At 63.3% G+C, this 13,108-nt stretch carries 14 protein-coding genes; 1 reads left to right on the forward strand and 13 read right to left on the reverse strand.

Annotated features, from left to right (window positions below; translation table 11 throughout):
• Nucleotides 1-23: 23 nt before the first annotated feature.
• The 7 genes from EGN72_RS18840 to EGN72_RS18870 form a co-directional block, all read right to left on the reverse strand.
• Complete coding sequence (locus EGN72_RS18840; protein WP_127050434.1) at nucleotides 24-1,496, reverse strand: inorganic phosphate transporter; 1,473 nt, start codon at nucleotides 1,494-1,496, stop codon at nucleotides 24-26.
• Between the two features lie 73 nt (nucleotides 1,497-1,569).
• Entirely contained in the window at nucleotides 1,570-2,049 is a 480-nt protein-coding gene (locus EGN72_RS18845) for an NUDIX hydrolase (RefSeq protein ID WP_233587191.1), read from the reverse strand.
• Nucleotides 2,025-2,957 (reverse strand): phosphotransferase enzyme family protein, encoded by a 933-nt coding sequence (locus EGN72_RS18850; protein ID WP_127050436.1) that lies wholly within the window; start codon nucleotides 2,955-2,957, stop codon nucleotides 2,025-2,027. Before EGN72_RS18850 ends, EGN72_RS18845 begins: the two co-directional genes overlap by 25 nt.
• Complete coding sequence (locus EGN72_RS18855; RefSeq protein WP_233587192.1) at nucleotides 2,954-4,243, reverse strand: aspartate aminotransferase family protein; 1,290 nt, start codon at nucleotides 4,241-4,243, stop codon at nucleotides 2,954-2,956. The genes EGN72_RS18850 and EGN72_RS18855 overlap by 4 nt, the downstream gene beginning before the upstream one ends.
• Nucleotides 4,240-4,662: an alternative ribosome rescue aminoacyl-tRNA hydrolase ArfB gene (gene arfB, locus EGN72_RS18860; RefSeq protein WP_127050438.1), complete on the reverse strand. Its 423-nt coding sequence runs from the start codon at nucleotides 4,660-4,662 to the stop codon at nucleotides 4,240-4,242. Before arfB ends, EGN72_RS18855 begins: the two co-directional genes overlap by 4 nt.
• A gap of 104 nt (nucleotides 4,663-4,766) precedes the next feature.
• The gene (locus EGN72_RS18865) at nucleotides 4,767-6,983 is read right to left on the reverse strand and encodes a xanthine dehydrogenase family protein molybdopterin-binding subunit (RefSeq protein ID WP_127050440.1); all 2,217 of its coding nucleotides are present in this window, start codon (nucleotides 6,981-6,983) and stop codon (nucleotides 4,767-4,769) included.
• A 3-nt stretch (nucleotides 6,984-6,986) separates the two neighbouring features.
• On the reverse strand, nucleotides 6,987-7,451 hold the full coding sequence (locus EGN72_RS18870; protein ID WP_127050442.1) for a (2Fe-2S)-binding protein: 465 nt from the start codon (nucleotides 7,449-7,451) through the stop codon (nucleotides 6,987-6,989).
• Nucleotides 7,452-7,544: 93 nt separating this feature from the next.
• Here EGN72_RS18870 and EGN72_RS19610 point away from each other — a divergent pair, with 93 nt between their 5' ends.
• Nucleotides 7,545-8,126: a TetR/AcrR family transcriptional regulator gene (locus tag EGN72_RS19610; RefSeq protein WP_127050444.1), complete on the forward strand. Its 582-nt coding sequence runs from the start codon at nucleotides 7,545-7,547 to the stop codon at nucleotides 8,124-8,126.
• Here the strand turns inward: EGN72_RS19610 and EGN72_RS18880 are convergent.
• The 6 genes from EGN72_RS18880 to EGN72_RS18905 are packed head-to-tail and all read right to left on the reverse strand — an operon-like array spanning nucleotide 8,123 to nucleotide 13,093.
• The gene (locus EGN72_RS18880) at nucleotides 8,123-8,971 is read right to left on the reverse strand and encodes an alpha/beta hydrolase (RefSeq protein WP_199743782.1); all 849 of its coding nucleotides are present in this window, start codon (nucleotides 8,969-8,971) and stop codon (nucleotides 8,123-8,125) included. The genes EGN72_RS19610 and EGN72_RS18880 overlap by 4 nt on opposite strands.
• Entirely contained in the window at nucleotides 8,971-9,780 is an 810-nt protein-coding gene (locus EGN72_RS18885) for an aspartate dehydrogenase (protein ID WP_127050446.1), read from the reverse strand. The genes EGN72_RS18880 and EGN72_RS18885 overlap by 1 nt, the downstream gene beginning before the upstream one ends.
• Nucleotides 9,767-10,468, reverse strand: a complete 702-nt coding sequence (locus EGN72_RS18890; RefSeq protein WP_127050448.1) for an ABC transporter ATP-binding protein — start codon at nucleotides 10,466-10,468, stop codon at nucleotides 9,767-9,769. Before EGN72_RS18890 ends, EGN72_RS18885 begins: the two co-directional genes overlap by 14 nt.
• Complete coding sequence (locus EGN72_RS18895; RefSeq protein ID WP_127050450.1) at nucleotides 10,462-11,214, reverse strand: ABC transporter ATP-binding protein; 753 nt, start codon at nucleotides 11,212-11,214, stop codon at nucleotides 10,462-10,464. Before EGN72_RS18895 ends, EGN72_RS18890 begins: the two co-directional genes overlap by 7 nt.
• Nucleotides 11,211-12,176 (reverse strand): branched-chain amino acid ABC transporter permease, encoded by a 966-nt coding sequence (locus EGN72_RS18900; RefSeq protein WP_127050452.1) that lies wholly within the window; start codon nucleotides 12,174-12,176, stop codon nucleotides 11,211-11,213. Before EGN72_RS18900 ends, EGN72_RS18895 begins: the two co-directional genes overlap by 4 nt.
• Entirely contained in the window at nucleotides 12,173-13,093 is a 921-nt protein-coding gene (locus tag EGN72_RS18905; RefSeq protein WP_127050454.1) for a branched-chain amino acid ABC transporter permease, read from the reverse strand. Before EGN72_RS18905 ends, EGN72_RS18900 begins: the two co-directional genes overlap by 4 nt.
• Nucleotides 13,094-13,108: the final 15 nt, after the last annotated feature.

Genomic DNA, 13,108 nt, shown 5'->3' on the forward strand with positions numbered 1-13,108 from the left:
CCCCAACCCGCAACAGACCCGCGTTACAGCGTCAGCGTGCTGATGACCCAGAACACCAGCGCCGACAGCAAGGCCGTGGCGGGCACGGTGATGACCCAAGCGGCGATGATGGTCAGGAAATGCGAGCGGCGCACCAGTTTGCGGCGGCTGCGTTCCTCGGGGGCGACGGGTTTGCCTTTCAGGATGCCAAGCTCGCGCGCGCGGCGTTCGGCGTGCCATTCGCGGTAAAACCCCACCCCGAAAATCGCACCCACCGCGATATGGGTGGAGCTGACGGGCAGGCCCAGCCAAGACGCGACGATCACCGTGATGGCCGCAGACAGCGCCACACAGTAGGCCCGCATCGGGTTCAGCTTGGTGATCTGGCTGCCCACCATGCGGATCAGTTTGGGGCCAAACAGCATCAGGCCAAAGGACAGGCCCGCCGCGCCAATCACCATGACCCACAGCGGAATTTGCACCTTGCTGGCGGTGTCAAAATCCTGCACGGCATGCACGATGGCGGCCAAAGGCCCTACCGCATTGGCCACGTCATTCGCCCCATGCGCAAAGGACAGCAGCGCCGCCGAGGCCACCAGCGGAATCCCAAACAGCTTTTTCAGCGATTTCTTGCGGTTCTCCAACCCTTCGGATTGCTTGCGGATCAAGGGCGCGCTGACCAGTTGCGCGACAACCGCAACGCCGAGCCCGATGATCAAAGCGGTCGGCAGATCAATCGAGACAATCCGCTTCAGCCCCTTGATCGACAAATAGGCCGCAAAGGCCCCTGCCATGATGGCAATCAGGATCGGCACCCAGCGCCGGGCGGCGGCGATCTTGTCATCGGCATATTCGATCTTGGCCTTGATCAACGCCAGAAACAGGGCCGCAACCGCCCCGCCAAGCACGGGCGAGATGACCCAGCTTGCCGCAATCTGCCCCATGGTTGGCCAGTTCACCGCCGCCAGACCGGCCGCAGCAATCCCTGCCCCCATCACGCCACCCACGACCGAATGGGTCGTCGACACCGGTGCGCCCAGCCATGTCGCAAGGTTGATCCACAGCGCCGCCGACATCAGCGCGGCCATCATCGCCCAGATAAAGGTGGCCCTGTCGGCAAGGCTTTCAGGTGCCACGATCCCGCCCGAGATCGTTGACACCACATCGCCCCCCGCGATCAAGGCCCCTGCGGTTTCACAAACCGCCGCAATCGCAATCGCGCCGCCCATGGTCAGTGCATTGGCCCCGACCGCCGGGCCCATATTGTTGGCCACATCATTCGCACCAATGTTCAGCGCCATATAGGCCCCGAATACAGCGGCAGAAATCACGATCAGGCGATCCGGCGACCCACCCGAAAAAATGGCCGCCGCAACAGCGACGATCACGATGAAAGCAAGGCCCAACCCCGGCGCAACCAGCGGACGCGCGACATATTGCGTCGCCTGTTCCAGATGCGAGATGCGGTTAAGGTCTTTGTCCAGCGTCTTCCACTGGTTTACCGGGCGGTCGGACATTGTGCAGGCCTGTCATCAAAGTGTTACATATTGGGGGCCAGCTATCCGGTTTTTGCCAAAGAAACAACGGTGATCAGCGCATTTCCGGGGAAAGGGCTTCGATCAGGCGTTTCAACTCCGGCTCTCCCAGCTTCTTCGCGGCCAATGCTGTGGGAAACCATTTGCGATAGCGCATTGCCGCTTCGGGATAATCCTTGGCCAAGGTGACGCCTTCGATCACAAAGACCTGCACGGCGCATTTTTGCTTTACCCCGCTGCCGCGCCGTTTGCCATAAACATAGCTGCCGATTGGCCTGTCCGCGATTGTGCCGCGCACGCCGGCTTCCTCCCACGCCTCGATGGCGGCGGCCTCGGCCAGCGACTGGCCCCGCATCGGCCAGCCTTTGGGAATGATCCAGCGGTTGCTGTCAAGGCTGCGGATCAGCAGCACCTCGGTCGCGGCCCCTTCACCGCGCAGACACAGCGCGCCAACCTGAAGGATCGGGGGGCGAAAGAACAGGCTGCGCAGGGTGCGATACAGCAGGCCGATCATCGCATGACCATATCCGCGCAAAGCAGCGCCCGCCGGATATGCGATCGCATGATCGGATCATCCGGCGCAAGGCGCGGCATCGTCCAGCCGACAGAGGCCAGCGTGCGCGCCAAGGTGAACACATCAACCATGCGGGGGTCTGTGGGGCGGCGGGTTTGATAGCCCTCGATCAGCGCCGCGCGCAACTCATCCCGCGCGGGTTCATACAGGTTCTGCGACATCACGGTGCCCAGATCATACAGCGGGAAACCCATCCCGCTGTCATCAAAGTCGATCAATGACAGGGCCGCGCCATCGACCAGAATATTCTCGCGCAGCACATCGGCATGCACAGGGATCAAGCGCGCGTCATGGGATTGCAAGGCCGCGCGCAGGAACAATCGCGCGTCGTGCAAGCGGGTGGATTCATTGGCGGTCAGGGCCGGATGGTCCCAGAACCGGCCCCAAAACGGGGCCTCGCCCGTCAGCCCGTCGACATCCCAGGCAGGGCGGGTAAAATCGGCAGGCAGGGACAGCGTTTCGGTGATGCTGTGAATATCGGCCAACAGGCGGCCCAGCGCGTGGTGCCGTGCGGCTTGGTCCTGCACGCTGCCGGGCAAGGGCACGCCTGCCTCGCCCAAAGGGTGCCCCGCCAGCCATTCCACCGCCGAGGCCGCTCGACCATTGGACAGGGCAACAAGCGGCTGGCCGTTTTGCGCGGCAAGCGGGCGGGGGACGGGCAAGCCATGATCGGCCAAGGCGGTGCAGAACCACAGTTCAGACCGGATCGCCGCGTCGGATTGATAGCCGACCCGGTGTAAGCGCAGCGCAGCAAAGCGGCCCGCAGGCAAGGCCATGCGAAACACGGCATTTTCGCGGTTGCGGATCAGGGCGACCGGGGTGCCGCCCCAATGCGCCGAAGCCTCTCGCGCCAGCGCCTCGATGGTCATTTCGGCACCGGAACCGTTGCCAGCGCGTCTTGCAACGCGTCGATCAACTGGTCCGCGTGGTCTGTGTTGAAGGGCAGCGGCGGGCGGATTTTCAGCGTGTTCCCGGCGCGGCCAATCCGGTTGAGGATGAAACCTTTGGCCACCATCACCTCTACCAGATCCTCAACAAACGCCGTGGCGGGGGTGTTTTTGGCATCCAGCACGAACTCGGCCCCAAAGAACAGGCCCACGCCGCGCACCTCGGCCAGCAGCGGGTGACGCAGCGCGCGCAGGCGGTCCATTACATAGGCCGATGTCTTGGCGGCATTGTCCTGCAAGCCTTCGTCGTCGATCACTTGCAGGGTGGCAAGGCAGGCGGCGGCGGACACTGGATTGCCGCCAAAGGTGTTGAAATAGCCAAAGGCATTGCGAAACGCGGCCATCACATCGGACCGCGCCAGCACGGCGGCGACCGGGTGGCCGTTTGCCATCGGCTTGCCGCAGGTTACGACATCGGGCGTCAGGCCCAACCAGTCATGCCCCCAGAAATGGCTGCCCATGCGGCCAAAGCCCGGCTGCACCTCATCACAAAGCACCAGCCCGCCCGCCTTGCGGATCACCGCTTGCGCCTTGTCGAAAAAGCCGGGGGTAACGGTGGGGATGCCTTCGTTGGCGAAGGCGGGGCAAAGCATCATACCGGAAAAGCCGATACCCTTGGCGGTCAGATCGTCAATCGCCGCTTGAATATGGGCCGCAAAGGCGCTGCCATCCGGGTCAGGGCTGCGCAGGCTGTCAGGTGCCGGCACCAGCCGCACATGCGCGGGGTAGCCCCCGATGGGCGGACGACGCGAGGACAGTGCCGAGGTCGCCGTGGTATTGCCGTGATAGGTGTTATCAGTGGCGATCACGCCGATCTTGCCCGTCACCGCTTGCGCCATGCGCAAGGCGATGTCATTCGCCTCCGACCCGGTGCAGGTCATGATACATTGCGAAATGCCATGGCCCAGCCGCGCGGTCAGCCGTTCGATGTAATCCAGCACAAGGTCGTGGTGATAGCGGGTGTGGGTGTTCAGAATCGCGGCCTGTTTCGCAATCGCCTCGACCACTGCCGGGTGACAATGGCCGACATGGGGCACGTTGTTGTAGCAATCAAGGTATTGCTTGCCCGCTGCATCCCACAAATGCACACCCCTGCCCCGCACGATATGGACCGGGTTTCGATAGAAGGTCGGCACATTCGGCCCCATCAGGCGAGCGCGGCGGTCGGCCAAAGTCTCATGCAGGGTCTCGGGCAGGCTTTCACTCATTCCTCAGGCTCCACTTTGCCGCGCAGGGATTTGACAGTGCCGCGCACGGCTTTGGCGGCAAGACGGCGCTTTTGGCTGCCATAGGTGGGTTTGGTCGGGATACGGCGCTTGGGGGCGACGAGGGCGGCGCGGATCATCTCGACCAGCCGCTCCCGCGCTATTTCGCGGTTGCGGATCTGGCTGCGGGTTTCCTCGGCCCGGATCACAATGGCCCCGTCCAGCGTCCAGCGCCGTCCGGCAAGCCGTTTCAGCCGGGTTTTCACCGGGCCGGGCAAATGCGGGGAGCGTTCGGCCTCAAACCGCAGTTCCACCGCGGTTTCAACCTTGTTCACATTCTGCCCCCCCGGACCGGAAGAGCGTGTGAAGTTTTCCGACAATTCCCAATCCGCAAGCGTGATGTCATCATTGATACGCAACATCCGGCAAAGGTAACCGAATTTACGGCGGGGGCAATGGGCGGCTCATCCTGCCTTGCGGCACTCTTCGCGGGGTCTGCGAAGAAAGCCGCAAGGCTTGATGAGCGTCAGGCGAAGGCGATGACTTTGCCCAGAGGCAAGCTGCGAAGGCGCTGGCCCGTTGCGGCGAAAATGGCATTGGCCAGTGCCGGGGCGGCGGGGGGCGTGCCCGGTTCCCCCACCCCGCGAATTTTATCCCCGTTCTGCAAGATCGCCACCGAGATCGGCGGGCAATATGGCAGGCGCAGCGCGTCATAATCAGGGAAATTCTGTTGTTGGGCCTGCCCGCCTTCAAACGTGATTTCACCATGGATCGCCGCCGACAGGCCAAAGATCATGCCGCCTTGCACCTGCGCCTCGATGATCGACGGGTCCAGCGCCGTGCCGACATCCACCGCCGCCCAAGCCTGCGTCATCCGCAGCCCGTCTTGCCCCTGTTCAACCTCGATCACCTGCGCCGTGGGCACCCCGAAGGACAGGCAGAACGCCAGCCCGCGCGCGCGGCCCGCAGGCACGCTGCCCCAATTGGACGCCGCGGCCACCGCTTCCAGCACTTTGCGAGAAGGAGCGTGGTCGATCTGTGACAGGCGCAGCTCCAACGGGTCCACCCCCGCCAGATGCGCCAGTTCATCCACCGCGGATTCGTGGAAAAACGCGTTTTGGGACGCCCCGACCGACCGCCATGATCCAACCGGAACCCCGGCAGGCACGCGGTAGCCTGTGGTGCGGTAATTGGGGAAAGTGTAGGGCTGTTCCCACGCGCCTTGCACGATGGTCGCATCCGGGCCGGGCAGCGCCATGCCCAACCGCCCCATTTGCGAACCCATCACCGAGGGCGCTGCAAGCTGCACATCCAGCGCGGTGATCTTGCCGTCGGCCACTGCGCCCTTGATGCGCGCCATCGCCATCGGGCGATAGGCGTCATGCGTCATATCCTCTTCCCGCGTCCAGGTCAGCAGGACGGGGCGACCCTCCATCGCTTTGGCGACATGGATGGCTTGCTTGATGAAATCCATCTCGGCCCGACGCCCGAAACCGCCGCCCATCAGCGGGGTTTCCACGTCAATCGCGGCCTCTTCCAGCCCTGTGATGGCTGCGGCTTCTTTCAGCACTTGGGTCGGCAATTGGTTGCCCGCCCAGACCTGCAAGCGACCGTTCTGCAACCATGCGCCTGCTGTCATCGGCTCCATCGTCGCATGGGCGAGATAGGGGACGGTATATTCCGCCGACCAGTCACCGCTTGTCAGCGCGGCCTCGACATCGCCATCGTCGCGGTTGCGGCTGTCTTGGCTTTCGGGGGTGAAGGAGGCAGCCGTTTGCGCCAGCATTTCTTCGCTGGTCGCGGCATAGGGGGCGGGTTCCCAGTCATAGGAGATCAACTCTGCCGCCTTGAACGCGGCCCATGTGGAATTGGCCACCACCGCAAGCCCGCCTGGAACCTCAACCACCTTTTCCACCCCCGGCAAGGCCAAGGCCGCCGTCGCGTCATAAGAGGCCAGCCCGGCGCCCAATCCGGGGTTGCTGCGCGCGGTGGCGAACAGCATACCGGGGTGGCGGATATCGGCGGTGAATTGCGCCGTGCCCGTGACCTTGCCCAGCATATCCTTGCGCGGAAGCGAAGTGCCCAGCAAGCGCCACTCGGATTGCGGTTTCAGCGGCGGCACCTCTGGCAGATCGCTGTTGGCGGCATCCTGCGCCAGTTCGGCATAGGGGATTTTGCGACCATCGGGCAGCACAACCGCCCCGCTTGCGGTTTTCAGCATAGCGGCATCCAGCCCTTCGCGCCGCGCTGCGGCCTGCACCAAGGCCACCCGCGCCACGGCCCCGGCGGCGCGCATCTTGTCAAACGCGTCGGGGGTGGAGGACGAGCCCCCCGTGATCTGCAAACCCAGAAACCTTGCCGGGATATGCATCGCGCCTCGCGCTGTTTCGGCCAGCCAGCTTTCATCTGTCGGCGCGAAGGGCACGCCTTCCTCCAGCACAGCCGCGTTGAAATAGGCGCGCGAGGCGGGGCCGTGCATCACCTGCACCTGATCCCAGTCCAAGTCCATCTCCTCGGCCAGAAGGGCGGCGAGGGTGGTCTGCACCCCCTGCCCCATTTCCGCCCGTGGCGCGATCAGCGTGATGCCCTGCGCATCAATCAACACATAGGGCGTGATTGCGCTGGCTTTCAGCGGATTGGGGATCGGTTTTTTATAGGCATAGGTGCCAAAGACGACACCCCCGGCAATGGCGGCAGAGCCGATCAGGAAGGTCCGGCGGGCAATGGTTTTCATGCGTCCCATGGGTCAGCCTTTCATCTTGGCAGCGGCAGAGTGAATGGCGGCGCGGATACGCGGGTAAGTGCCGCAGCGGCACAGATTGCCTTCCATCGCGGCGTCAATATCTGCATCTGTCGGGGTCGGGTTTTCAGCCAGAAGGCTCGCGGCCTGCATGATCTGGCCCGACTGGCAATAGCCGCATTGCGCGACCTGATGTTCCAGCCAAGCCGCCTGTATCGGCGCCAGCGCCGCAGGGGTGCCGATGCCTTCGATCGTGGTGATCTGCGTGCCCACCGCATCCTCTAATGCGGTTTGGCAGGACCGCACGGCAACCCCGTCCAGATGCACGGTGCAGGCCCCACAGGCCGCAACACCGCAGCCGTATTTCGTGCCCGTCAGATGTAACCCATCGCGCAACGCCCAAAGCAAGGGGGTATCACCCGGCATCTCCAGCGTTTTGCTTTCGCCGTTCACAGTCAGGGTATAGGCCATTATTCCATCCATCCTATCGGTTTCTGACAAATTGGTCTGAAAATGTCATTATGTCAAGTTGACGTTTTGCATCCATTTTGTCAGATTGAGGCCATGGACCAAGCAACCGCCCCTGACAAAGACCTTAGCATCACGCAAGCCGCCCTGCGGGCCTTTGCGCTATATGGCTATCGCCGCACCTCGATGGAGGACATAGCGCAGGGTGCGGGCATGTCACGCGCGGCGCTGTATTTGCGCTTCAAGAACAAGGAAGACATCTTTCGCAGCCTTGTGCGCCAATATTATGCCACCGCGCTTTCCGATATGGCCCCGGCGCTGTCACGCACGGATCAGGATGCGGAAACCACGTTGAGCGCGGCCTTGCAGGCCAAGAACGGCGCGATGATGGAGCTGCTTCTCACCTCGCCGCATGGGCATGAGTTGCTGGATGCGGGCTTTGCCATCGGCGCGGATATTGTAGCAGAGGGTGAGGCGCGGATGACCGACCTGCTGGCCGGTTTTTTTGACGCGCGCGGGCTGGCGGCGGGCTATGGCACCCCGCAAAGCTTCGCGCAGATGGTCATGGCCGCCCTGAAAGGGTTCAAGACCAGTGCTGCGGATTTTGACGCGCTGGTCACCAGCCAGCAGCAGCTTGTGCGCCTGATCGCACGGGCGCTTGAGCGGGACGTGGGTTAATCCCGGAACATCTGCAACAGTGCTTGCGACAGGGCGCTGTCTGCGTCCTGCAAATCCAGTATCACGTCAAAATGGTTGCGGCCCGCGACCGTTAACAGCGGCACGCCCAACGCTTTGGCATAGGCCTGCGACTGGCGGTGAAAGCCCGGCGTTTCCACCTCGGCCACGGCGATATGGCTGCGCGCGGTGCCCGCGATGTGGCGCAGGGGGCTTAGGCGCGTCACCTCATCCGGGGTCAGGTGCATCCAGTCTTGGACATGGCTGCGGGCGATGGGGGCCAGATCGAACAGGCCGCTGATCGGCAAAGCCGCATGAACCGCATGGTCGGGCAGCCCGAAATCCGCCTGCCAGCCCGGCATCGCCAAAGCCGCCGCCAGATGCCCCCCAGCCGAAGACCCGCCGACGATGATGCGGTTTCGGTCGATCCCCAGCGCCGCCGCATTGTGCCACAGATAGGCGACTGCCGCACGCATCTGGCGCGTGATCTCGGGCAGGCTGGCGGCGGGGGCCAGCGTATAGTCCGGCACCGCCGTGGCAATGCCTTGGGCGGCCAACATCGGCGCCATGAAGGCCGAATGCCCCTTGGACAGCGCGCGCCAATAGCCGCCGTGGATGAACAGAAACACCGGGCGGTTCTGGCCAATGGCGAAAAGGTCCATCCGCTCGGCGCTGGCGGGGTCATAAGGCACATCCAGCCGGGCGTTTTGAAATTGTCGCGCGGGTTGCGACAAGGCTTGATACTGCGCGATCACCGCTGCGAAACCTTCCGCGCTGGTGCAATTGCGCGCGGTGTAATCGGCGTCAATCTGCGCGCGGGTCAGATCATGATCAAAGGCCGGGTGCATCACAGTGCCAAGGGGCTTGCTTGGTTTTCGATGAAGCGCACCAGCGAAAGGGCCGTCATTTCCGACGATTTCGGATTGGTTGCCAAGGGGCGGTTTTCAAGAACCAGCGTCAGGTTGCCAAAATCGCCGCTGGCCTGAATTCGGTGGGTGTTCAGGCCCGCGCTTGGGTCCGCGATCAGCGCAACGGTTGTGCAGTCCAACCCCAGCCCCGCCATGGCCGAGATCACGGCGACATTGGCGTTTTGCGGATAGCTGTCTGCCGCCTGCCGCGCCGTGCCTTCAAAAAAGGTGAAGGCCGTGGTCAGCTTGCCCAGATCGCACAGGGTTTCGGCCTGCGTGCCGCGCCATGCCAGCGGCGGCTTCACCACCTCATGCCGCACGGCGGATAGGCCCAGACGCGAGGCTGCCGACAGCGCATCAATGCCGCCCAAGGCACCAGGCGGGATATGCAGCTTAGCGCGGTGCGTGCGGGCCAGTTCCGTCAACTCCGCCAGCACATCCGCATCCGTCAGCGCCGAGGTCGAGGAGATCGCAACATCCCAACCCCGCGCCAACCCCGCCCGCGCCCACGGCGCGACAGAGCCGCGCCCGGCGGCCTCCACCAACAGATCGGCGTCAACCCCGGCCAAGCCTTCGGGCGTGGTGATCAGTTTGGCGCCGTCTGGCAGGCCTTGCCGCGCCGCGCCTGCATCGCGCACGGCAACGGCCACAATGCGAACCGCCGCCCCCCGCTGGGCCAAAAGCGCGGCGACCCGGTGGCCAATCGCGCCCCAGCCCACCAGAACCACCCGCAGATCAGATCCCGACATAGGCCTGCACCGTTGCTGCATCCTTGTCCAAATCAGCACCTGTGCCCTGCCAGACTGTGCGCCCTTTTTCGATGATGTAATGCCGATCGGCCAGCCGTTTCAGAACCCCAAGGTTCTTGTCGATCAACAAGATGGACTGCCCCTGCCGCTTCAGCTTTTCGATCACATGCCAGATCTCGGTGCGGATCACGGGGGCAAGACCCTCTGTCGCCTCGTCCAAGATCAACAGGCGCGGATTGGTCATCAGCGCGCGCCCCACCGCCAGCATCTGCTGTTCCCCGCCCGAAAGCGTGCCCGCCGATTGCCCGGCGCGCTCGCCCAGACGGGGAAACAGATCATAGATTTTCGCCAGATCCCATGGGTCGGCGCGGCCAAGCCGATTGGCGGCGGTGGCGACAAGGTTTTCGCGCACCGTCAGCGTGGGAAACACCTGCCGACCTTCGGGCACCAGCCCCGCGCCCATCCGCGCGATACGCTCGGGCGCCAGACCCATGATCGGGGTTTCCCCAAACTGCACTTGCCCGGCCTTGGCCGCCAACAGGCCCATGATGGTTTTCACCGTGGTCGTCTTGCCCATGCCGTTGCGGCCCAGCAGGGTGACAACCTCGCCATCCTGTATCGAAAGCGAAACATCAAACAGAACCTGCGACGCGCCATAACTGGCCGATAGGTGAGAGACAGTCAGCACAGCTCATCCTCCGCGCCCAGATAGGCCTCTCGGACATCGGCGTTTTCGCGGATTTCGGCGACGCTGCCGCTGGCGATGATGCGGCCGTAAACCAGCACGGAAATGCGGGTGGCAAGGGCAAAGACGGCCTCCATGTCATGCTCCACCAACAGCATCGGGGTTTGTGCGCCAATCTCGCGCAAACGCTCAATCATCTCTTGGCTTTCCACATGGCCAAGTCCTGCCATCGGCTCATCCAGCAGCAGGATGCGGGGCTTGCGGGCAAGGGCGACCAGCAGTTCCAACTGCTTCCGCTCACCATGGCTGAGGTCATTCACCGGGGTGCCTGACCGCGCGGCCAAGGGCGTGCCTGCCAGCATGGCATCGGCCTGATCCCACAGCCGCGCGCGGCCCGCCACGGCATCCCAGATGCGAAAGTTCAAACCCTCGCGCGCCTGCACTGCCATGGCGATATTCTCGCGGCAGGTGGCATCGTCCAGAAGGCTGGTGACCTGAAAGGTGCGGCCAAGACCCAGATCGACCCGCGCCGGAACCGACAGTGCGGTGATATCGCGACCCCCAAGCAGGATGCGCCCGGCATCAGGCCGCAACTCGCCGCATAACTGGTTGATTAGGGTGGATTTCCCGGCGCCGTTCGGCCCGATCAAGGCGTGAATCTCGCCTTCTTCCACTGTCAGCGATACGTCATCGGTGGCCAGCAAGCCGCCAAAGCGTTTGACCAGTTTCGACACTTTGAGGATGCTCATTTCCGCGCCCCCCACAGCTTTGCCAGCAACCCGGCGATGCCGCCTTTGGTGCCCAGCACCACGACCAGCAAAATGGCCCCCATGGCAAGCTGCCAATGCTCTGTCCAGCCTGCCAGAAAGGTTTCCAGCGTCAAAAACGCCGCCGCGCCAAAGATCGGGCCAAAGAAACTGCCAACGCCGCCAAGGATGACCATGATCATGAACTCGCCCGATTTGGTCCAATGCATCATGTCAGGGCTGGCAAAGCGCAGGAAATTCGCCATCAGCGCGCCCGCAAGCCCTGCCCCCATACCTGCCAGCACAAAGGCATAAAGCTTGTAGCGGTAAGGCGCGAAGCCCAGCGCGGCCATGCGGCGTTCGTTCTGTCGGATGCCCTTCAGCACCGCGCCAAAGGACGAATTCACCACCCGCCAAAGCAGGGCAAAGAACAGCGCCGCAATCGCCAGAATGACGAAATAGAGCGTGGTCTTGTCGCGCATGTTCAGGCCGAACAGATCATTGGTGCGGCGGATGATGATGCCATCCTCGCCCCCGTAAGGGGTCAACGAGACGAAGAAAAAGAACAGCATTTGCGCGAAGGCCAGCGTGATCATGATGAATTGCACCCCACCGGTGCGCAGCGACAAGGCCCCGATCAGCGCGGCGAACAGGCCGGAAATCACAAGTGCGGCGGGCAGGGTGATCAGCATCTGCTTGCTGCCGGGGATGAAGCCGAACAGCGGCTCGCTGCCCGCATGGGCAAACAAGATGCCCACGGTATAGGCCCCGACCCCGAAAAACGCCGCATGGCCAAAGCTGATCATGCCGCCATAGCCAAGGATAAAGTTGAGGCTGGCGGCGGCAATCGCATAAATCAGCACCCGCGTGGCCAGCGATAGCAAGGCGGGTTGGCCCGCAGCCTCGGTCACGAAAGGCAGGGCAATCAGCGCTGCGGCGGCCAGCAGGGCAAAGGCAATTCTCATCCGCCGGTCCCCACGGAAAACAGCCCCTTGGGCCGGATCAGCAGCACAAGGGCCATCAGCAGGTAAATCCCCATCGAGGCGATGCCAAGACCGATGGCATCGGCATCTGACGGCGGCATCACCTGCCGCAGCATTCCCGGCAGAAACGCCCGCAGCATCGTATCCACGACGCCCAGCACGATCCCCGCAACAAAGGCCCCCTTGATGGAGCCAACACCACCGACCACCACGACAACGAATGTGGCCAGCAAAATCTGTTCCCCCATGCCCACCTGCACGGCCGAAATGGGCCCGGTCATATAGCCCGCAAGCCCCGCAAGCAGCGCGCCAAGGCCAAAGACCAGCGTGTAAAGCAACCGGATATCGACGCCCAGCGCCCGCACCATATCGCGGTTGGTCGCCCCGGCCCGCACCAGCATCCCGATGCGCGTGCGGTTGATCAGCAGGTAAAGCCCAAGGGCCACCAAAAGCCCGGTTGCAATAATAAGCAGACGGTAGGTTGGGTAAGGCAAGCCGGGCAACAGCTCAACCGATCCTGCAAATGCCGCAGGCAGGGGCGTGAACACAGGTTGGCGGCCAAAGCCCAGCGTGATCAACTGGTTGAACATCAGGATCAGCGCAAAGGTGGCAAGCACTTGGTCCAGATGGTCGCGGGCATAAAGGCGGCGCACCACCAGCGCCTCAACCAACAGGCCCGTGGCGGCGGCGGCCAGAAGTGCTGCGGGAAGGCCCAGCCAAAAGCTGCCTGTCACCCCCGCCACATAGGTGCCCGCATAGGCCCCCACCATGAACAACGACCCATGCGCAAGGTTGATCACCCCCATAATGCCAAAGATCAGGGTCAGCCCTGCCGCAAGCAGGAACAGCATGACCCCGTATTGCAGGCCATTGAGCAATTGTTCGAAAATCAGGATCATCTGCGGGCAAGTGCC

This window comes from Pseudorhodobacter sp. E13, assembly GCF_003991405.1.
Classification (GTDB): Bacteria; Pseudomonadota; Alphaproteobacteria; order Rhodobacterales; family Rhodobacteraceae; genus Pseudorhodobacter.

Coding starts and splice junctions, on each gene's coding strand:
- EGN72_RS18885 (WP_127050446.1), bottom strand. CDS start 9,780: ATGTCGGGATCTGATCTGCGGGTGGTTCTGGTGGGCTGGGGCGCGATT.
- EGN72_RS18900 (WP_127050452.1), bottom strand. CDS start 12,176: ATGAGAATTGCCTTTGCCCTGCTGGCCGCCGCAGCGCTGATTGCCCTG.
- EGN72_RS18840 (WP_127050434.1), bottom strand. CDS start 1,496: ATGTCCGACCGCCCGGTAAACCAGTGGAAGACGCTGGACAAAGACCTT.
- arfB (WP_127050438.1), bottom strand. CDS start 4,662: ATGTTGCGTATCAATGATGACATCACGCTTGCGGATTGGGAATTGTCG.
- EGN72_RS18870 (WP_127050442.1), bottom strand. CDS start 7,451: ATGGCCTATACCCTGACTGTGAACGGCGAAAGCAAAACGCTGGAGATG.
- EGN72_RS19610 (WP_127050444.1), top strand. CDS start 7,545: ATGGACCAAGCAACCGCCCCTGACAAAGACCTTAGCATCACGCAAGCC.
- EGN72_RS18865 (WP_127050440.1), bottom strand. CDS start 6,983: ATGGGACGCATGAAAACCATTGCCCGCCGGACCTTCCTGATCGGCTCT.
- EGN72_RS18855 (WP_233587192.1), bottom strand. CDS start 4,243: ATGAGTGAAAGCCTGCCCGAGACCCTGCATGAGACTTTGGCCGACCGC.
- EGN72_RS18850 (WP_127050436.1), bottom strand. CDS start 2,957: ATGACCATCGAGGCGCTGGCGCGAGAGGCTTCGGCGCATTGGGGCGGC.
- EGN72_RS18905 (WP_127050454.1), bottom strand. CDS start 13,093: ATGATCCTGATTTTCGAACAATTGCTCAATGGCCTGCAATACGGGGTC.
- EGN72_RS18880 (WP_199743782.1), bottom strand. CDS start 8,971: ATGCACCCGGCCTTTGATCATGATCTGACCCGCGCGCAGATTGACGCC.
- EGN72_RS18895 (WP_127050450.1), bottom strand. CDS start 11,214: ATGAGCATCCTCAAAGTGTCGAAACTGGTCAAACGCTTTGGCGGCTTG.